This is a genomic window from Methylophaga marina, from assembly GCF_030296755.1.
In the GTDB taxonomy this organism is placed as follows: domain Bacteria; phylum Pseudomonadota; class Gammaproteobacteria; order Nitrosococcales; family Methylophagaceae; genus Methylophaga; species Methylophaga marina.
The window spans coordinates 2666069-2684974 of the sequence record NZ_AP027741.1 but is presented as its reverse complement, the minus strand read 5'-3'; the positions used below and the strand labels follow the sequence as shown (position 1 = coordinate 2684974).

19 protein-coding genes are annotated in these 18906 nt (G+C 42.6%); 7 read left to right on the top strand and 12 right to left on the bottom strand.

What is annotated here, in order from left to right; all coding sequences use genetic code 11:
- The first annotated feature begins 130 nt into the window (after positions 1-130).
- A protein-coding gene (locus QUE24_RS13595) for an IS3 family transposase (RefSeq protein ID WP_286304341.1) occupies positions 131-1293 on the top strand; the annotation gives its coding sequence in 2 pieces (ribosomal slippage) (positions 131-386 and positions 386-1293; 1164 coding nt in all).
- Positions 1294-1446: 153 nt separating this feature from the next.
- On the opposite strand, the gene QUE24_RS13590 is transcribed toward QUE24_RS13595, so the two are convergent.
- The 3 genes from QUE24_RS13590 to QUE24_RS13580 form a co-directional block, all read right to left on the bottom strand.
- Complete coding sequence (locus tag QUE24_RS13590) at positions 1447-3291, bottom strand: lytic transglycosylase domain-containing protein (protein ID WP_286304340.1); 1845 nt, start codon at positions 3289-3291, stop codon at positions 1447-1449.
- Between the two features lie 219 nt (positions 3292-3510).
- Positions 3511-4731, bottom strand: coding sequence for a peptide antibiotic transporter SbmA (sbmA, locus tag QUE24_RS13585; RefSeq protein ID WP_286304339.1), 1221 nt, complete (start codon positions 4729-4731; stop codon positions 3511-3513).
- 162 nt (positions 4732-4893) lie between these two features.
- Positions 4894-5649 carry a hypothetical protein gene (locus tag QUE24_RS13580; RefSeq protein WP_286304338.1) on the bottom strand — a complete coding sequence of 252 codons (756 nt, stop codon included), beginning with the start codon at positions 5647-5649 and terminating at the stop codon, positions 4894-4896.
- A gap of 400 nt (positions 5650-6049) precedes the next feature.
- Between QUE24_RS13580 and QUE24_RS13575 the strand changes: the two genes are divergently transcribed.
- The 3 genes from QUE24_RS13575 to QUE24_RS13565 all read left to right on the top strand — a co-directional run bounded on the left by QUE24_RS13575 (position 6050) and on the right by QUE24_RS13565 (position 8734).
- Complete coding sequence (locus tag QUE24_RS13575) at positions 6050-7006, top strand: hypothetical protein (protein ID WP_286304337.1); 957 nt, start codon at positions 6050-6052, stop codon at positions 7004-7006.
- 344 nt (positions 7007-7350) lie between these two features.
- Positions 7351-7920: an HD domain-containing protein gene (locus QUE24_RS13570; protein WP_286304336.1), complete on the top strand. Its 570-nt coding sequence runs from the start codon at positions 7351-7353 to the stop codon at positions 7918-7920.
- Positions 7921-7948: 28 nt separating this feature from the next.
- A complete protein-coding gene (locus QUE24_RS13565) occupies positions 7949-8734 on the top strand; it encodes a hypothetical protein (protein ID WP_286304335.1) in 786 nt (261 codons plus the stop codon).
- Between the two features lie 44 nt (positions 8735-8778).
- Here the strand turns inward: QUE24_RS13565 and QUE24_RS13560 are convergent, their stop codons facing one another.
- The 7 genes from QUE24_RS13560 to QUE24_RS13530 all read right to left on the bottom strand — a co-directional run bounded on the left by QUE24_RS13560 (position 8779) and on the right by QUE24_RS13530 (position 14953).
- Positions 8779-9288 carry a hypothetical protein gene (locus QUE24_RS13560; protein ID WP_286304334.1) on the bottom strand — a complete coding sequence of 170 codons (510 nt, stop codon included), beginning with the start codon at positions 9286-9288 and terminating at the stop codon, positions 8779-8781.
- A 44-nt stretch (positions 9289-9332) separates the two neighbouring features.
- A complete protein-coding gene (locus tag QUE24_RS13555) occupies positions 9333-10358 on the bottom strand; it encodes a sodium:calcium antiporter (protein ID WP_286304333.1) in 1026 nt (341 codons plus the stop codon).
- Between the two features lie 278 nt (positions 10359-10636).
- Positions 10637-11197 carry a WG repeat-containing protein gene (locus QUE24_RS13550; protein ID WP_286304332.1) on the bottom strand — a complete coding sequence of 187 codons (561 nt, stop codon included), beginning with the start codon at positions 11195-11197 and terminating at the stop codon, positions 10637-10639.
- A 79-nt stretch (positions 11198-11276) separates the two neighbouring features.
- The gene (locus QUE24_RS13545; protein WP_286304331.1) at positions 11277-11666 is read right to left on the bottom strand and encodes a hypothetical protein; all 390 of its coding nucleotides are present in this window, start codon (positions 11664-11666) and stop codon (positions 11277-11279) included.
- Between the two features lie 125 nt (positions 11667-11791).
- Positions 11792-12991: a hypothetical protein gene (locus tag QUE24_RS13540; RefSeq protein WP_286304330.1), complete on the bottom strand. Its 1200-nt coding sequence runs from the start codon at positions 12989-12991 to the stop codon at positions 11792-11794.
- 97 nt (positions 12992-13088) lie between these two features.
- Complete coding sequence (locus tag QUE24_RS13535; protein ID WP_286304329.1) at positions 13089-14087, bottom strand: IS4 family transposase; 999 nt, start codon at positions 14085-14087, stop codon at positions 13089-13091.
- Between the two features lie 80 nt (positions 14088-14167).
- Complete coding sequence (locus QUE24_RS13530) at positions 14168-14953, bottom strand: PhzF family phenazine biosynthesis protein (protein ID WP_286304328.1); 786 nt, start codon at positions 14951-14953, stop codon at positions 14168-14170.
- A 464-nt stretch (positions 14954-15417) separates the two neighbouring features.
- Here QUE24_RS13530 and QUE24_RS13525 point away from each other — a divergent pair, with 464 nt between their 5' ends.
- Positions 15418-16029, top strand: a complete 612-nt coding sequence (locus QUE24_RS13525; RefSeq protein WP_286304327.1) for a TetR family transcriptional regulator — start codon at positions 15418-15420, stop codon at positions 16027-16029.
- A 21-nt stretch (positions 16030-16050) separates the two neighbouring features.
- Here QUE24_RS13525 and QUE24_RS13520 read toward each other — a convergent pair whose 3' ends face one another.
- Both QUE24_RS13520 and QUE24_RS13515 read right to left on the bottom strand, forming a co-directional pair.
- Complete coding sequence (locus QUE24_RS13520) at positions 16051-17064, bottom strand: fatty acid desaturase family protein (protein ID WP_286304326.1); 1014 nt, start codon at positions 17062-17064, stop codon at positions 16051-16053.
- Complete coding sequence (locus QUE24_RS13515; protein ID WP_286304325.1) at positions 17057-17935, bottom strand: sugar phosphate isomerase/epimerase family protein; 879 nt, start codon at positions 17933-17935, stop codon at positions 17057-17059. Before QUE24_RS13515 ends, QUE24_RS13520 begins: the two co-directional genes overlap by 8 nt.
- Positions 17936-18200: 265 nt before the next feature.
- Here QUE24_RS13515 and QUE24_RS13510 point away from each other — a divergent pair, with 265 nt between their 5' ends.
- A complete protein-coding gene (locus QUE24_RS13510; protein ID WP_286304324.1) occupies positions 18201-18452 on the top strand; it encodes a hypothetical protein in 252 nt (83 codons plus the stop codon).
- 11 nt (positions 18453-18463) lie between these two features.
- A complete protein-coding gene (locus tag QUE24_RS13505; RefSeq protein ID WP_286304323.1) occupies positions 18464-18811 on the top strand; it encodes a hypothetical protein in 348 nt (115 codons plus the stop codon).
- Positions 18812-18906 lie beyond the last annotated feature (95 nt).

Sequence of the window (18906 nt, the reverse complement as noted above, 5' to 3'; positions counted from 1 at the left end):
GGTTATTCATAGACTCCTGCAGCGTAGTCATTTTAAATGCCACCCTGAGCATTACATTAATCAAAATGTAGTGGTTTACTGATCCCGGACACCATTTTAGGAGGTACTATGACCTCCACAGAGGTGTTCAATGACAAAACAAAGAAGAAGTTTTACTCCTGAGTTCAAGCTGGAGGCAGCGAGTTTGGTGGTGGACCAGAACTACAGTGTTCCAGAAGCCTGCCAAGCCCTCGGTGTGGGTGAGTCAGCCTTACGTCGCTGGGTTAAACAGTTACAAGCTGAACGAGGTGGGCATACACCTGCTTCCAAGGCGCTGACGCAGGAACAGCAGCGTATTCAGGAACTAGAAGCGCGGGTGAAGCGCCTGGAGCAGGAAAAAACCATATTAAAAAAGGCTACCGCTCTCTTGATGTCGGACGAGCTCGGCTCTACACGCTGATAGAGCAATTGAGAGAGCACGGTAAGCTGAGCCTGCTTTGCCCACTGTTTGGTGTTGGCCTGAGTAGCTTTTATGACAGGCAGAAATGCCGGACACAGCCTGATGTGAAGCGCCTGCAACTACGTTCCAAGGTGAATGAATTATTTACAAAAATCCGGGGCAGCGCCGGTAGTCGCACCATTGTCGGCATGCTACGGGACGAAGCGATAGAGATTGGCCGCTTCAAGGTCAGACGACTGATGTCTGAGCTGGGACTGATTTGCAAACAGCCCGGCCCCCATGCCTATAAGCAGGCGACCGTTGAGCGGCCTGATATACCCAATGTGCTTAATCGGGAATTTGAGCCTGACCGAGCGAATCAAGTCTGGTGTGGAGACATTACCTATATATGGACAGGTAATCGTTGGCATTACCTGGCTGCGGTACTGGATTTATATACCCGCCGTGTGGTTGGATGGGCTATGTCGGCCAGGCCGGATGCTGACTTGGCCGTAAAAGCACTGGATATGGCTTATGAGTCGCGGGGTAAACCACAGAATGTGTTATTCCACAGTGATCAGGGTAGCCAATACAGCTCTCGAAAATACCGACAACGGTTATGGCGCTACCGCATAACTCAAAGCATGAGCCGCCGTGGTAACTGTTGGGATAATGCGCCAATGGAGCGGTTGTTTCGGAGCTTTAAGGCTGAATGGTTGCCAAGACTGGGCTACAGCAACTTAAGTGAAGCAATGCGTGATGTGAGCTATTACCTGATGGATTATTACAACTGGCAACGGCCACATCAATTTAACGATGGATGTCCTCCTGCAAAGGCGGAAGATCTGTCTAAATCCGTGTCCGGAATTAGTTGACCACTACACTATTGTACTTAAGTACAATTTACAACTGCACCTGAGATAAAAGTGCATACCTTCAAGAATAGAATCTATTTATTCTGATTTTATTTAATAGAGACAGTTATTATTTCTGAGACAAAGTATAGAAAAATCTGAAGTTATCTTGAACTAGCGACCGACCACATAACAACTTGAAATATCGGGTAACTGCCCTGAATTGAAACTGGTGTAGTAACTCCAGAATGTATTATCGATGGAACGTAATCTGGCGGGTGTATTTTCATTTCGGTAGCGTGCCAACTGACCTGGACCACCGTTGTAGGCGGCATAACTTGCTTTTATCAAATTATCATCACCACCCGGTTGTTCGTGCTCACCACGACGAATCGCATAATCAATCATATAGTGGGTCAGAATATCGATACCCGCATTCACGTTGTAGTCCACTTCATCAACCAGTCGGTCGAGGTCGTAAACCTTACGCCACACCCGGCCGTTGATTTGCATCATACCCACCGCACCCACTGCCGAGCGCAATACTTGGGGATTTTTAGTCGAACCAGAAAACTGGCGCCAGCAGGATTCTTTCCATGCTGTCGCCCGAACAAGTGGGTCGAGTCGCTCTGTCAGTCTGGCAGGCATTTTCTTATTCTCAGTCAGCCATTTCTTGGATTGTTCTTGTAATAAGCTGGCAACCAAATCGAGATAATCATCAAGGTTGTCGCGCTGTGGCACCATACCTTTTAAGGCTTCTGCAGGTGAGATGGTTGCAGCATGGGCGACTGGCATTAACCAAGTTCCTAATAAACTTACCGTCTCAACGAGACTCTGTGTCACTTCAATGGTAGGTGCAGACTTCTTTCCAGTATCAAAACCAAACAGGTCACGAAAATCTTCGTCCACTTCCAACGGCAATGGCGTAAATCGTGGTGGTGCAGTTCCAGCCAGTAATAAGCGAGCAAGTCTACGTAGGCCATCCCGAGTCATTTCCAGACCATATTCAGGTCCAAGTGCATCTAGTGCACGAAGCGCGTCACCACCAGCAATAAATGCAGCTAGTTTGTAATCGACTTCCAAGCCTGGCGTATCCATTCCTTCAAGCTCACTCATCAATGGACGTAAGCGTTCCCACGTGGTTAAAAATAACTCACGAACAGGATCAGACTCGGGGTCATCGGTTGTCAGCGCCTCAGCAATCGCATACCTTGCATCCAGCAAAATGGCGAGCAATTCCATTCTTAACACATGAGAGTCAGTTGACTCAGCCAGTACTGAAATAATCGTAGTCAAGAAGCCATCGAGTTCATCCTCAAGCGTTTGCCATTGTGCGGCTTCATCGGCATCTAAAACCGGCTCAGAATATTTATGACTCCGGTCAGATGCCCGAACCTGAAAAGCGATCCATGCTTTTAAACCTGTTTCTTCTGTCTGGAGACGTGAAATATGCGTGCGTTGCACCAAGGATTGCTCAACGCTTTGTGTGCTATTTGGCCCTAGTAACTGTTCTATTAAACCATCCAACTCATTAAGCGGCCCACCCAGATCAATTTTCACTGTTTTCATTCGTGGCAGCACCAAGGCATCCGCAATCACCTGTACAGGTTTGCTTAGAATACCGGGGCTATTATCGAGGCGTGATAATTCAATCGATGTGGGAATAAACTCTATTGCAAGGCCAGACTCGGTCACTTGAGGCATCAATTTTAATGCCAGACGCCCTTGCCATGGTGTTAACCCTCGGCAGGAACCAAATACTCGGACTCCGGTGGTTGCCGCTACAGCCATGTCAACCGACAGTTTGTCATCCTCTGTGGCCATCTTCATATCGGATAAATCAATGCGATTGCATGGATCTTGCCCGAGTGTCGCTTTACCATTCTCATCAAATTCAAGGACGCGACTTATCGCCGTTTGAAGGTGACTGGTTTCAGCCAGAAGCGGAATTTCAACTTCGCCCGCAGCCAATGCGCTCGAACTGTATAAAATGCAAAGCAACCACCCAATGCGTATCATCTGATATTCCAATGATTAAATGCGTCATGACTTGTCAGTCAATGCCTGAACCAGAATTTGGTTTGCCATATTATGCCGTTCTTTTTTCATAACGGATATGAATTTTATCGGTTCAATTCAATATAAAAACCGCATATCAAAAGCTAGCATCAGAGCTATCTTGTTAACCGTTACAGATCAAACGCAAAACGTATATTAACCGCATTCTCCAGTAATGAATCACGCTAATTCTGGCATCTTCCGTCCCTCAAACGTCGCCTCAAATCCAGCCAGACGTTTATGGATGGATTGCAACTCAACGATCGTCGCCCAGGAATTAACTAAGTATTGAAATGAACTTGAGACCTGCCCGAATGCCGTCAGGATTTGTTGTAAGAGACCAAACGTGATGGCACCGGCTGCAATGGTTGGTATCAAAATCACATAAACGAAAATATTATCGGCTTGCAGATAGCTGTAGCGGAAGATATCGAAATAGCAATAGTGAAAGTAAAGACGGAAATAGTTTTTCCTGACGTTGCCGAATAACTCTCTGAGTGTCGGTGGTTGAGCACGATCAGCATGGTCTTCACCATAAACCAGCTCTTTACGATAGGCCGCCTCCACACGCTGGTTTTTGAAATAAAGACCAGGCAACTTAGCACCGGCAATAGCCACCACCAAAGTACCGAAAATTGACCAGGCTAGCGCTGCATTAAACAAAGGTGCCGGTATTTGACCAATTAATGGAAACTCAGTGACATATTTCGATAAGGCAAATAACACGGGTAAGAAGGCAAACAGTGTCATCACTGATTCAATGATTTTGACCCCCAAGTCCTCAACAATGGAGGCAAAACGCATGGTGTCTTCCTGAATACGCTGCGAAGCACCTTCAATATTTCTCACTTCTTCCCAACGAGACACATAGTAATTATTCATCGCTGTGCGCCAACGAAACACATAATGTTTGACGAAGAAGTTTGTCATCACCAGCACAATAATGGCGACAAAAGCAATCGAAGCGAAATCTATAATCAGTCCATATAAAAGGTCTGAGGTGACACTCCCCTCCTTACTCAGTGCATTTTGCACGGCATCAAAAAACGGGCGTCGCCACTCGTTAATGGCGACCATGACCTGAACTGAAAAGTAAGTTGTAAAGAGAATCAGCTGGGAACCGACAACTGACCACCACTGCCAGCGATGCGGTGAATAAGTGAACCAGAACAAAGCAAAGACAGCAGAGACAAACAGGTAATAACAGTAAAACCAAAGGAACTGGGGTGTCACAAAAAAACCGACGCCGATAACGGGCTCGGTCTCACCATCCGGCAAATTAAATCCTAACCAACGCCCGATATCATCACCTAATAGATACCAAAAGGCCACTACAATGGCTGTCCAGATAAGTGCTGATAGAAAAAACAGTTTAGGCTGAGGGAAAAAGGAACGAAACACAGAGGTAAATCCTTAAGTAAAATTAACAGTTAATTATATCGGGCTTGAACCCAGCAAAAGACATTTTCGACCGAGATGTTATCGAATAATATCCCTATTTGTGCTTATCACTGCATCCATACAAGAACAGCGGTAGCAGAAAAACGTCATTTTGTGTTCGTACTAGCCTACAGGAACAACCTCTTCCACCGTGCATTTCCCACTCGAAATTTTTAGCCTATTTAGCTTTGCCTTACCACCAGATTGTTTCAGGCCCTGTCTAATCTCAAGCAATTGCTCTTTTTTCATGGCTTGTGTGTAGGGAATGGTATTACCGCAATAATGATGTAGTGTTTCAGTTGTTATTTCGCCATCTAGAACACGAGGCGTGTTGACCCCTTTAAATCTGAGCGTGAGATAAGGCACTTGCACGTCCAAATCACCTTCAAAGCTAAAGCCCTCTCTTTCCTGAATGACTTTTTGCTTCTCTTTTTCTCGTTGCTCAGCCAGTTCCTGTCGCGTCGCCAGCACGTCAAAATCAGTAAAGGTACAGTGCAACCGTTTATTGTTTAAATAGACTTGATGGACATTAAGCAGCCTGACCTTTGATCTCGAATACTGTTCAGCAAACGCATTCATTTCATCATACGAATAGTCCTTGTCGAGAAAATAAGTAGAGCATAAAGTATTTTTTGTCCCTGACATATTCACTTGCAATGGCATATCCGCGTCGAAGGCCCCGGTGTTGGTATAAGCTGAAAGCATTATTTTGTATAAACTTTCGTCGTGCCTGAAGAAGATTTGATCACCTTTCCAATACCCGTGAGCGGTAGCCATCACACCTTCAACATTGCCCAGATTTTCTTTTCGTATATCGCTAGCATGTGTATTAACCACACCTAAAGAAAGAAGTACGACCGGTAACAACAGTTTCAACATCACATATCCCTCTATTATTTATTCGCAGTTAACATCATAAGAAAGGTGTCATCCTTCCATATCCATTAGATTAAGCGTGTTTTATTAACTGAATGCTGAGGCTAGTTGAGCGAGCACATTAGGTGATCAATCTGCCTCTTTCATTTTGAATCTTACAACTAAGAAAAAGCCTATTTGCCATCAATCTATAACACATTTGCTTACAGTGTCATTTCTGATAAACATAATGGTTTAGGCGTACATCTAACAGTACTGACAGTGCCGAGCCCGCCAGCAATATGCACCAAACCGTAACCTTATGATTTATATGAGTTTGCACATTTCTCACTTACCATTAAAATGAAAGCATTGACTTAATATTGTCACCACACCATTAGCCAAAATAAAAAAGGACTCTTTTATGAAGCAAAAGCGATCAGATGTACCTGTCTTGGTATTGCTAGCTCTTTTAATGTGTTGTGGTCAGGTGAGCGCACAGGATAAAAGTGAGCGTTACTATAACGATTTGAATGACTTCATTTTGCATGAAGGCAAAGGATTCACCACCATGTCTTCCTTTTACTCATCAGGCAGTCAATGGTGCTCCCATCCTTATGTCAGAGTAGTCGTTGAGTACGACAATAAAGCAGTCAGACAGTCGGTTCTGACTTCTAACCCTGCTACTTACTTACAGCAAACCATCATTCCTGAAATCAAAAAAATATGTCCGAAGTTTCCTCATGCAGCCTTGTATAACAAACAGGTGATAGATTTTAGATTCAGGCCTAAGCAAGGTGGCATTGCTGATGAGCGTATCAACCCTGACAGATTAGGTTTTAATATAGATGATCAAGGTCAAGTAAAACTGACTAAAGATCTGGCCTATAGAAATTGGAAGGACGCCAATAAAGGATCATATGCGTTTGAACAAGAAAACCACAACAATACTAATCGGTCATTGATAACGGGCGTCGAAACGCTTATGAAAGCAGTGAATGTTGCTATTCAAAAAATCAAAAAACCACTGCAAACCGCTTTGCAACGGCGTGAAGATTACCAACAGTTCTTTGCCAATACAGCAAACCCAATTTTCTTTGAAGCACTCAACTTGAATGAAGATGCGATAGCTTATTTCAATTCTGCATTAACTCAGAATAAACAAGCCCTCTTATCTCTCAAAAATGCTCACGAGCACTACAGTGATTCATCAGGCTCCAAATCGAGCTTAGCTAAAGGTGCTCAATACATGGAAGACTTCAAACAATTTAGAAAACAAGCTAAATCATTTGAAGAAATGGCCTGGGAGAAAGCCTTACAAGGCGATAAAAAAGTGAAGGAAGGCTACCAGGAAGTCATAAAACAAAAAGAACAACAATAAGATGACTCAATCCTATAAAACAGATTACTCAGTAATAATACAGCTATGATTTCCATCACCCGAACAGAATATGCGTTCGCCACCATTGATGCCTCTATCCGTGAATGGGAGGCGATCAAAGCGATTGTTCGATACTGTGCTAACAATTATCGAAACACCGAATTACTATATCGTATCCCTGGCCCGGAAGAACAGCGGCTTGATAAGCTTCAGTCATTAAGTGAAATAATGGATCATGTCTGGGGGCTCCTCCGCATGAGGATATCTATAGAGATCAGCTTTTCCTGATCACTAATTGTATTACAGATACAGACGGTAAGGCCCTTCCTGATGTTGACGATGAATTGCATGCAAATTTAGCTGAGCAAATGTACAGCTTGGGCATTTACGATATTTTCGATGATGACAATGTCAGCGATGAACAATGGGCATCAAGGCAGATTGAGCGGTCAATCCATAATACAAAAACATGGATTATCAAGCTCCATGCCAAACAAACAGATAAAGCTGGACAGCCTTATGCACAACATCCTTTACGTGTACATATGCGATTACAAAAACTGTTTCCAGATCCAGATGAAGATGTGCGTCATGCCGCCCTGCTACATGATGTGATAGAGGATTGTGGCATCACTCCTCAGGCATTACGAGAGCGAGGTTATTCGGACAAGACCATCCACATTGTAGAGGCTGTCACCAAACAAGCTGATGATGGGCTAACGTATAAACAACGCATTCAACACCTGGCCAAGACGGGTCCACTAGGTGCAATCCAAGTCAAACTGTGTGACCTGCTCGACAATACAGATCCTGAAAGACTTAAATCCCTCCCTCCTGAGAAAGCAGCCTCACTTTCCAAGCGTTATTCAAAAGCCATTGAAATACTTCAGTCACACCTAGGTAACTCGGGTTAAGCAGATTCAATGAAAAAGGAACGGATAAATGTATGTATTCTCAAGCTTACTTAAAGGCATAGAAATGAAAAAATCAGCCAATGTGATGTACTCATTAATAGCGGTCTTTGTTGTCAGTTTCGGTCCGAAGGTGCTAGCTGAACCAAAAGAGCTGACATTTGAAGTTGAACCTGAAGTGATTAAAGCAAAGGCACGTGAGGGACAATTTCTACCAATCCCCGTGCTAAAAAAACCGCTGGATTACCAGACCTTCTGGAGAATGTACGATGAACATCTCAAAAAGCAAAAGGCGGGTATTCATATTGCCGTTATTGTTGACGCTAAAAACGAAAACTGGCCGGACAAAAACACCACGATGCACATTAAACAGGTTCACAACTTTGCTAAAAAAGCCATGACTGGTAGTAAAAATCCACAACAACCAGGCTACGCAGAATTATATGGTGCAAGAATCAACAAAATAATACCCGTTATCTATGATCCCAAAAACCAAAAACCAGCCTCAATAAAAATCGCTGATGGTCAATACAAGAACATCAATGTCCCCGTTTCAGTCAATGACATTATCTTGTTAATCAATGATTATAACCCTGCTGAGAAGAACAATGGGGCATTCATTAATACCGTTGAAGAATTACAAAACCATCTGGACGCCGATCTGAAAGAAGGTTGTCACATGATGTCAAAATCACAATATTTAGAACAACTACTAGTACAGATTAAGCAATTAGACTCAGAGCTTGACGATTTATATGACCACAGAAAAGAATTAAAAGAACTACAAGAGCAGTTACCTTATATTAATGAACATTAAAGTCTGAAGTTAGTCAGTCTAATCCTAAATCAGCTTGTAGTAGTTTACTCCCTAGACTCATAAGTCCTATCACTTAACTTACAGGACAGCACCAAAATATCTTCTTTTTTGAGATGATCAAAGGCAGCCTCTTTTAGATCCTTTGTCATGATTGACTGTTCAAAAGGCATCACTTTGCAATGATTTTCCTTAGCAAACGACGCTAACGCAGATGAGTCATCCTTATCCTTTTTCACCTGCAGAGCCAGAGCCACGCCAGGATTGACACAACACCCTATCCAATCTTCAAGATACTCATGATCTAAAGCCAACAACACCCCACCCAATACCGGAAGCTGCTTATTTACAATGTAGATATGATTGTACTCCGCAACAATATCAGGCTCATTTTTGATGATGCCATGTTGTTTAAGCGTCTCTAATGCTTTTTGAGTTTCTGATGATGCTTGAACGTTTTCCGGTGCGGCTTTAAGAAGAGATATTACAGCTTGCTCTGATGATGCCAAAGATATAAACGGAAACATCAAAAGCACAAATACCATCACCCTTTTCATAGACTCACCTCATCATTCAACTGCATAGTATTTTTCATATGCGCTTAGCTGGTCACAACAACAACGGCCAATGCATACAGTATTAGCACCATAAAGCCTTCAAAGCCAATATTGCCAATACCATTTCGCTTCCTACGCAATAAACCTAGCAGCAAAACCGTACTCATCAATAAATTAATGGTCAGTATGAATGCCGTGTCTTGTGTTGTGGCGTGATAGATTGAGCTATCTTGATAAGCAAAGTCAGAAAAGGCTAAAAACAACACATCGAAACTGTTTCCACCAATAATATCCCCAACAGCTAATGTAAGCGCTCCCATCCGCACAGCAAATAAAACCGTCACTAATTCCGGTAATGACGTCGCAACAGAAGTAAATAACGTCCCAACCACGGTTTCGGAAAGCCCTGTGATGTTGGCGTTGGCAATACCGGTCTCACCTATGCCATAACCAGCAAAAGCAATAGCCACAGTATAGCCACTAAATTTCCACCATAAAGTTGATAACTTACCTTCTGGGATGGATATCTCACTTTCTGGCTTGGTTTCTTTGGTTTTCGAAGCAAACCAAAGCGGTTGATGTTGAGTATCGGAAATCAAGCGTAAACCAAAACCATAAGCCAGTAATAAAATGATAGACACAGGATGAATGGCAAAAATAGTGACTTCAGGGCCGGTTAGCCCCACCAAGGCAATCGACAGCAGAGCAATCAACAAAGTGCATTGAACTAAATTTTCAAGCGAGGCCGCTGCGTGCTCCAAGTTAGCACGGCGGTAAATCATATCAGCGAATATTAAGAATGTCGTTTGTGCAGCAATGCCGCCCACCGCGTTACTGACAGCAAGATCGGCATAACCCTGCCAGGCAGTGCTCACAGAGGTAATGATGCCCGGCAGTGAGGTGGTTCCGCCCAAAAGCACGGCACCAAATAAGGCAGACCCTATCCCAGTACGTTTTCCCAAGGCATCAGCTAACCGAGTGATACGCACACCAGCAAATAAAATAATAATGGTACAAGTAGCGAAGCTGATGTAGGTAGCGGCAGGCCATCCCACGAACAAATCAATCATGAGAGAGAAAAGCCTGTTAATTTGATTGTGTTATTTCGCACTTTCCGCACCTCATATGAGCGTTAGCTTATTGTGTGAAATGATGAATACTTGATTAAGCGATTAGTTTACGTATTGATTTTTAAGGACCAGTCAGCATCTTTGATAAACACCGCTTCTACTAGTATGCAGACTAAACCTCTTTTATGTTAGCCCTATCAGTGAAGTAGTTTGAATATATGGCTGTACGGCGCTCCCTACCCACATAATAAATGACCAACAGGCTTTTCTTAAAAATTTTACTGGCGAGGAAGATCAGAAGACTTGTATTTGACCGGTACCACTTCCTCTCCTTTCTTGTTTATGTAGCCCCATAAGCCACTTTCGAGTGCTTGGTGGCCATCTTCCATTGGCGTCAGAACACAACCGTTACAGACAAGGGCCAAACCGTCATGAAATGGCCATGCCCAATCATAGTCAGGTGAAAGTACCAACTCAAAATGCTTATTATAGAATTCGATTTTCCCGTTTTTCTGGGAGCGAATTAATCCTTCTCGAAAATAATCAGCACCGTTATCGTAAAACATGACAGGCAGAAATCTGCCATCAGGTTTCACGTAGAAATACTGACCAGAGGTAAAAAATACCTCCAAATCTTCAGTTCCAAAATGAAGTCTCTCTCTATGCTCTTGTGATATTCGCAACACACCAGCGGCATAAGAAGCACAGCTATCAAACACTTCCCATTCTGGATATTGATATTGCTCAGTCTTCTTTGGAATATAACCACAAGTTCCAAAATCTTCGGCCTGCACTGAGCCGATAAATATCAAGATGAATATTGAGATGACTCTTTTCATAGACCTTATAACCCCGGTCCGCAAAGGTCAGCGTTAGCGAGTCCAGGCCGCGCTTCTTACAGCTGATTTTGCCTACCTTTTAGGTGTGTTTAAGTACATATTTATTAAATAGTTTGATTATGCCAAAAAATAACCCGACATAGATAAAAGAGAATATGAAGCCGGTTATTGGTACGAAAGTTCGTCCTGTATCTTGAATGTAACGATTCATTGCTTCTTCTGCGTCAGAGGTAAACTCAGCATCGGAAAAACTTCCATCTCTGTCTATATCGTAAGAATCAAGCTCTTGTTTAAGTTGATAATTGGTAAGCTCGGCTAAACCAACTATGAACACATAAAGAATGACGAAACTAATACCTGCAAGTTTACCTAAACCTTTTACAGGTAAAAGATTTTCTTTAGATAGTACATAAACTACAAACGGCGACCCGAATAAAAAAAGTAGATAAAGTACAGCTTCAATTTGCATAGTTAGAACACCTAAGGCCTGTGTTCATGGGGTCTGCCACTGAGTTCAAGCAAAGGGTCAGCTTACCAATCGAGCCTGACACCATTGGTCTTATGCCCATTAAGCAACTTGTTATACGGTAATGGCTAACATGCGTTAAAAGGGGGCTCTGTGCTATAAAAATATGCCATTGCTATTTTTAACCCCATCCAACCTTCGTATGTAAACATTTCTTGAGGTGCATTTAAAGGAGAAGCTATATATTCATACATAGGATTGTTTTCATTAATATCACCTATATCAATGAACTCCCAATTCTCTTCAGCCATTTTCATTTCGGATTTAATAGTTTCAATATCTAAGCGTGTTTCCGCAATGAAAAATAATTGAGGTTTTCCACCTCGAACAAGCTCTCTGGTAAAAGCAAGAGGGATAAGGTCATATTGTTCTGGTTTCAATCCTATCTCACTTTCTATTTCTTTCTCCATACCTTGGCTGAAAAAATCAAATGATAGTGTATTTTTAATATTCTCAGACTCATCCCATGCAAAAACACCTGATGCGGAACAATGGAACTTGCCCGTACCTTCAACCATTATTGCCTGTTCAGTTCCTCTTATAGGTACCAGTACTTCTTTTGTATCTGGATTAACGAGGATAGCTGCAACACCCAAAGTATTTGCAAGTATTGATGACATAAGTGGAGGGAGTAATCCATTATGAGCTTTTTCATAATTATTTCTAATCGTTAATGACTCATCTTCACCTAATACCCCTGAAGCCCAATCTAAAGTTAAGTTAGTAGCGATTTGATCAAAATAGTTTGCGGGTTGAATGTAAACCTTATTTTCAGTTAGATCGAATTTAGTGATACGAATTGAGTAATCATTTTGCCACTCACCTGATTTTTCATTAAACCTAATTTTCTTTAATTCTTTAAATAGATCAACTGCTTTTTTTGAGTGCTCGGTTAAGTAATCTGGAGGTGTGAATTTAGCGTCTATAAAAACAACATCCAACTCATCGACATCTTTTCCATACGAAAACCCTTTATTTCCTCTCTTAAGAGGTATAGTTTCTGCATACGGTGAACGGCTAAATTTATACTCTTTTTCTAATTCATATTGATTATAAAATTGAATTAATTTTTCTGTTTTAGATTCAACAAAAGAAGTTTTTAAATCTTGGGGATTAAAACCAACTCTTGTTCTCTTCATTTTACCTTTTTCACTCAAGGGAATATTTGCAGCAAAGCCACCTACGATTGGTACACTTAATTGAATAGTAGGGTTTTCATCTTTATACCGTTCCCAAAACCTTTTCAAACTTCCGATCACTGCTTTCATTGAAACTCCTTGATATTAGAATCTGTGTAAAGTACCAACGGAATCAGAGATTACCGATGTACCGATAGGGTCAGACTCTGTACGATCCCCACAAAAATTATAGCGTTTCAAATAAGTAAGCACTTGATAAATGAAGTGCCCTGACAGACTTCATAAATTCTCTTATATTCAATTTCGCATATTTATCAGCAATGACTCTAAAACCAATAAAGGGTAAGGATAAAACCGAATCTGTCTTCAAACTATTCGCTTGATATTGACGATGATGCTGTGTTTGCCGGGCAGCTAATCCAATCACCATTAGTATCCAGTGGGTAATCGTTGTCAGCAGAATTAACACAGATAATCTCTCTTTATGTGTCGTTTTATTGTATTCAAATCCCTGTCCAAATCGGTGGCTTTTCATATCTCTAAAACCTTCTTCTATTTGCATGCGGTAACGATATATTTTGGTGGTTTTAACCGCCAAGAATGCACTATGACTTAAAGAGGTCGCTAACAGCCAAGGATCATTGGCTGATTTTCTGTGAACCCGATGTTGTTTCGATTGACGCTCACAACCAGCATGGTTAAACACTTTTCTTCCCGTTGATTTTTGCTTAACAATAACCAAGTTACATGGCAATGGGTTTCGTCTTGCAATCGCCCCCTTCAGGAGTTTTGGCCGCTGTGTTGCTTGCTTATATAACTGAGTAATACATTGCCAATGTTCATTATCCACACTATAAAAATTTGGCAGTCGAGCACAACCAACAAAGTCCCAGCCCATTGCTAAAACGGCTCGAAACCAGGGTGTTTTAAATCCTGCGTCCGTCACAATAATCGGTTGGCATTGCTGATCAAGTACGTCAGCGAGACGACTCAGAAATTGACGGTGTGTTTTAGGTTTTTCTTTGGTACTTAGATCGTGTACTTCCTCATAAAGACATAAACCCCGACGGTGTGATACCAAGGTTGCCCGAAGCAGAAAGTGACCTTTATGCTCATCTAAATCACACTTACCAACTCCCTCGCATTCGCAAAGAGCTGCGCGAGCCTCCCCTAGCAGGGCGATAGTGATTTTCCACTTCTTCTCTAATTCTGCTCTGAAGCTCATAAGACAGTTAACGCCAGCCGTAACCAGCGCATTTGTAGTGAGCGCAGCGAACGAAAAATGCGTCCGAGTTGACGGCATTGTTAGGTTTCAAATGCAATCTCTGCCTCCATGAACGTTACGGCATTTCCGTATAGAACGACTCGATCGGCTTTGACTTCACATTTGAGGCTACCACCACGCTTAGAGACTTGCTTGGCGGACAGAAAGTTTTTCCCAAGTTTCCCAGCCCAGTATGGTGCAAGCTTACAATGAGCGGCGCCAGTTACGGGATCTTCGGGAATGCCGATCTTGGGGGCAAAGAAGCGACTGACAAAATCTACATCAGTACCTGTTGCAGTAACGATAACACCGCGCAAATCGAGCTGCGCAAGTAAGGCTTGATTTGGGGTGATGGCTCGAACGGTTGTCTCGCTATCCAACACGGCCACGTAATCGTCGGCAGCCAGCAACTCGATAGGGTGCACGCCAAGGGCTTTAATAATGGTTTCGGAAACCTCGCATGGAGTTGGCGGAAATGCTGGGAAATCCATTTTCAATTGATTGCTATCCTTTTCAACACAAAGGTTGCCACTACGCGTCTCAAAGATGATAGCCGATTCGGTATAACCAAGAATTTCGAAGATGACATGGGCCGTTGCCAATGTGGCGTGGCCACATAGATCAACCTCCTTGACCGGGGTAAACCATCTCAGACGAAACCCCTTTGCTGTGGGCACGAAGAATGCAGTTTCCGACAAATTGTTTTCTTCTGCGATAGCTTGAAGCAAGTCATCGTCCAGCCAGCTTTCCAAAGGACACACCGCCGCCGGATTGCCCTCAAATGGTCGGGATGCAAAGGCATCAACTTGGTATTGTTTTATTTTCATGTCCGGTAGTGTGTGATGGGAAACCTAACAGTGTGTTTTATGAAGCCGTTGGCTTCATAATAAATATTAAAGAAGTCGCTTCATAATTCGGATTTAAAATTCTCAACCATCTGTTTTTTAATGAAATGTCGATTAATTTTTTTGAGAAATAGAGCCAAAAAGTTGAACTAGGTTGGAAAATTAGAGCCAAGACTTTGTTATCTTTGGAATGAATTTGTTTCACGGAAGAGGCAATTAGCATGGCAAAATCTCCATTTTTGAGTTCAATCGAATCCTTCATGCTGACGAGACGATGTAGTCGTTAAGCTCACCAATCTCGATAATATTGGACTGAATATTTCACAATTTGTGATACTAAGCAATAAAACGGAATAAATTCACTCTAGCTACAATCATTTACTCCTCTAAATTTGAAGCTTCCACAACCTCAAGCTACTATCTGATTTTCTCCAAGAAAAATACTTATGAAACGAAGCAAAGAAGACGCAGCTAAAACTCGGCAGAAAGTGATTGATGCAGCGTTAAAGTTATTTGGTCAGCGTGGTTACAGTGGCACAACATTACGGTTGATTGCTGATGAGGCGGGTTGTTCTCGTGGGCCGATTTACTGGCACTTTGCTAATAAAGAAGAGTTATTTGAAGAAATTTTGGCCTATTCTCAGGCACCATTAGAAAAACTGATTGCTCAGTGTGATGACAGTCAGGAGCCCGTTGAAGCAGCCAGTAATTTTGCTCGCCAATGGCTGAGTTTATTGTTTGATGATGCATATTACCGTCAGTCGTTTGAAATTTTGCTGAATAAAACCGAATACACGGAATCGGTATCGCCATCACTGGAGCGTGAACGCGCCTTAACGGTATCGCTCATCACCACCTTTGCTAGTTTTGTTGAACGCTATCGCCAGCAATCAGATAGCAAAGCCAGTGCGGATAGCCAGGTGGTGGCTATGTCCATGTATAGCTATCTGATGGGTGTAACGCAAAGCTGGATGGTAAACCCTAAGCTCAATCAGCTTGAGGTGAATATCGAATTCTATGTCACCGAGTTTGTGCGTTTATTACAAAGCCCTCAGTGACGACCAAGGGCTTTGGTTTTATCAAAACGCAGTCAGAAAACTTAACGCATCCACACCGACGGCTCTGCCCTCTTTTAATGAGGTGGTGACTTCATCATCACCGTATTCTTCAGCATAAATACGTGCGACACGATGCTTGTGATAAGAACGAGCTTGTTCCCAGAATGTCAGCGTTTGTGGTGCGACTTTTTCACCCATTTCTTTGTGTAAAGCCGGCAGCTCATACCAGTTCAATATGGGTTTCTGATGATGAGCATTGTGATAGCAGAAATTCAGCACCAGCATATTCAGCCACGGATAACGGTGTGACAATAAGTTGCTATAGGTATTGGCCTGCTCGTACTCAAAATCACGACGATGAGGGAACACGGCATCAGGATCATCCAGATTAAAAATCACTTCATAGTTATGCTGATAACAGTCCATAAAACGAAGTACAGTGAACAACACGCATTGAGCAACGGCGTATAAGACAAACGCTTTGACACTAATCAGCAACACCGCCAGCAATAACGCGCCTCTAATTAATACCACCGTCAAAACCCGACGTTGTTGATCACGCTTTGATTCAATAGCCCATGGTGCAAACACCAGCATAGTGTGCATCATAATTTCAATGGCTGGTATGTATGCCCACTCCGCTGCTTTGACGACCTTTTCCATAACTGGATGTCGTTTTAAAAAGCTACGGTAATCCCATACTACGGGATCACAGTTATCGACATGATGACGCATGTGTTTATAACGAATATCTTCAAAGCGGCCGTAACAACTGCCGGTAATCCAGTTAAGGACTTTACCGAGTTTGGCATTATCCTTATTGTCTTTAAATAAGGCGTTATGACCACATTCGTGTAATAAATAAGCCGCGATAATCATGCCGTGGGCACAGGCCATCATGCCCAGAATATTGATTATCCAGTTATTGGCAAACATCGCTGCCCAGCCACCAAAGTAAGTGACGGTGATATAGACCAACACACCGATACTATATTTTGCCCCAGCGGGATCACGTAGTTGGAATGTTTTAGCCATGTGACACCTCAGCTAACTTGGTGGCTTGTTTCCATTGCCCGAAATGCTGCTGCTCGGTGTGACCAATCCAGCTATTGATTTGCCAGAGGTCTGCAATGGGGGCATTAGTAAATGGCAGATGGTGCAAATAACCATCTGGTCCAAACTCTGGGGTCATGGTGGTTTCTGTATAACCACGATCTCGTTGAGCAGTCCAAATGGCTTCCCAGCAACGTTGATGACTTTCTAAAGCCGCTTGATATTCGGGTGCTGCAGGATGTGGTACTTGTGGCCCCTGGTCATACCCTACCCGACTGTGAATATGATGAGCATGTTGAGCGGCTAGTTCGATGGCATCCCATTCGCTATCCATCAAGCGTTCACTGACCACCACCCAATGACTAAAATCACAGGTAATCTTGATATCTGGCAGGTGTTCTAATATCGCCATGGTATTCCATGGGCAATAAAAGCTGCGGCCTCGGTGTGTTTCAAACGAACATAACACACCATGTTTATCTGCAATATCCATGGCGGCTTTGAAGAAGTCGATACTGGTTTGAATCGGCCAGGCATCACAGCCACCCATCACATTCACAAATTGGGGTTTTAGCGATTTACCTAAAATGATTTGTGATTCAAGATCAGCGAGATGTTCTTCCACACTGGCACGACGTCTCGGTACATAAGACCCTGCGGTGCAGATTTCTTGAATCCATTCAATATTGTGTTTTTCAATCGCTGCTTGCAGTGCTGGGAAATGGTTTGGATCGTCATGTTTGGCAGGTGCTTCCAGACCTGAGAACCCAGCCTCTTTTGCCATGGTAACGGCTTCTTCAATGGTACCGGTATGACCCCAGACTGTTTTGAAATTCTTTAGCTTCATCGTCATCTGTACGGTCTCTTCATTAATAAAGTAAGATGAATGCAGCAAACAACATGCCAAAATGTATGTATAAATATCAATAGCCATCAATGCCTTATCATGACTTACATAGCAGAGAGTGCCTTGTATCTGATAATTTAAAAGTGGAGATGAAGAAGGTCTTTATTGCACTGGGTTTGTGCTGGCGATGATAACTTTTGGGGCGATATCAAAAAGCAAAGTGAAATTGAAGTGATAATAAAACTTTACCTTTCTAAACCCGCATTAACCTATGTCAGCAATAGAATTGATGAAACACTTTGCTATGACTATGGAAACACGCTTAATGACTAAGTATTTGATTATTACTTTTGATTTTTCAAATGACCCAAACGCTGAAAAATCTTTGCCAGCATCAGCCAGAAAAATTCAGTACCAAGGTAAAACCTATTTCATTGTTAATAAAAACGAGTATTTACGGCTCACAGGTAATCATATTGCTCGTTATCTGGTATCAAACCCGGTGCCAAAAAATAACTTTTAAAAGGAGTTTTTATGCATAAAGAATGTATATCAGGCGTTTTTATCACACTGCTTTTTGCCATGATGGCCCCATCTTATGCTGTTGATGACAGCATGGTGCCTAAAGAACTGGAAGACGCAATGAAGTCATGCCGTGATTCTGCCCAGGGTAGTGTTGAATCATTCGATAGCTGTATGGAGCAAAAGGGATTTGATGAAAAGCCACAGTCATCTGTACCTGCACCATCTAAAGAAGTTGATGAACAGCTGCAATCAGCCGTAAAAGACTGCCATGAAACTAGCAGTGGTAACCTCCCCGCTTTTGAAAATTGCATGGAACAAAAAGGCTTTAACAAACCAAGAATAGAAGCGCCAGACTAAACTCAGACTCTCCAGCACGACATGGATGTCGATTTTTGCCACTTTGCGATATTGGTCTATTCAGATCTCACTAGTATTGATAGCAGAAAAACAAT

Excerpts from the sequence above, each read along its gene's own strand:
- QUE24_RS13520 (WP_286304326.1), bottom strand. The coding sequence starts at position 17,064 with ATGGCTAAAACATTCCAACTACGTGATCCCGCTGGGGCAAAATATAGT.
- QUE24_RS13560 (WP_286304334.1), bottom strand. The coding sequence starts at position 9,288 with ATGAAAAGGGTGATGGTATTTGTGCTTTTGATGTTTCCGTTTATATCT.
- QUE24_RS13515 (WP_286304325.1), bottom strand. The coding sequence starts at position 17,935 with ATGACGATGAAGCTAAAGAATTTCAAAACAGTCTGGGGTCATACCGGT.
- QUE24_RS13565 (WP_286304335.1), top strand. The coding sequence starts at position 7,949 with ATGTATGTATTCTCAAGCTTACTTAAAGGCATAGAAATGAAAAAATCA.
- QUE24_RS13535 (WP_286304329.1), bottom strand. The coding sequence starts at position 14,087 with ATGAGCTTCAGAGCAGAATTAGAGAAGAAGTGGAAAATCACTATCGCC.
- QUE24_RS13580 (WP_286304338.1), bottom strand. The coding sequence starts at position 5,649 with ATGTTGAAACTGTTGTTACCGGTCGTACTTCTTTCTTTAGGTGTGGTT.
- QUE24_RS13575 (WP_286304337.1), top strand. The coding sequence starts at position 6,050 with ATGAAGCAAAAGCGATCAGATGTACCTGTCTTGGTATTGCTAGCTCTT.
- QUE24_RS13505 (WP_286304323.1), top strand. The coding sequence starts at position 18,464 with ATGCATAAAGAATGTATATCAGGCGTTTTTATCACACTGCTTTTTGCC.
- QUE24_RS13545 (WP_286304331.1), bottom strand. The coding sequence starts at position 11,666 with ATGCAAATTGAAGCTGTACTTTATCTACTTTTTTTATTCGGGTCGCCG.
- QUE24_RS13530 (WP_286304328.1), bottom strand. The coding sequence starts at position 14,953 with ATGAAAATAAAACAATACCAAGTTGATGCCTTTGCATCCCGACCATTT.
- QUE24_RS13550 (WP_286304332.1), bottom strand. The coding sequence starts at position 11,197 with ATGAAAAGAGTCATCTCAATATTCATCTTGATATTTATCGGCTCAGTG.
- QUE24_RS13540 (WP_286304330.1), bottom strand. The coding sequence starts at position 12,991 with ATGAAAGCAGTGATCGGAAGTTTGAAAAGGTTTTGGGAACGGTATAAA.
- QUE24_RS13590 (WP_286304340.1), bottom strand. The coding sequence starts at position 3,291 with ATGATACGCATTGGGTGGTTGCTTTGCATTTTATACAGTTCGAGCGCA.
- QUE24_RS13555 (WP_286304333.1), bottom strand. The coding sequence starts at position 10,358 with ATGATTGATTTGTTCGTGGGATGGCCTGCCGCTACCTACATCAGCTTC.
- QUE24_RS13510 (WP_286304324.1), top strand. The coding sequence starts at position 18,201 with ATGTCAGCAATAGAATTGATGAAACACTTTGCTATGACTATGGAAACA.
- QUE24_RS13525 (WP_286304327.1), top strand. The coding sequence starts at position 15,418 with ATGAAACGAAGCAAAGAAGACGCAGCTAAAACTCGGCAGAAAGTGATT.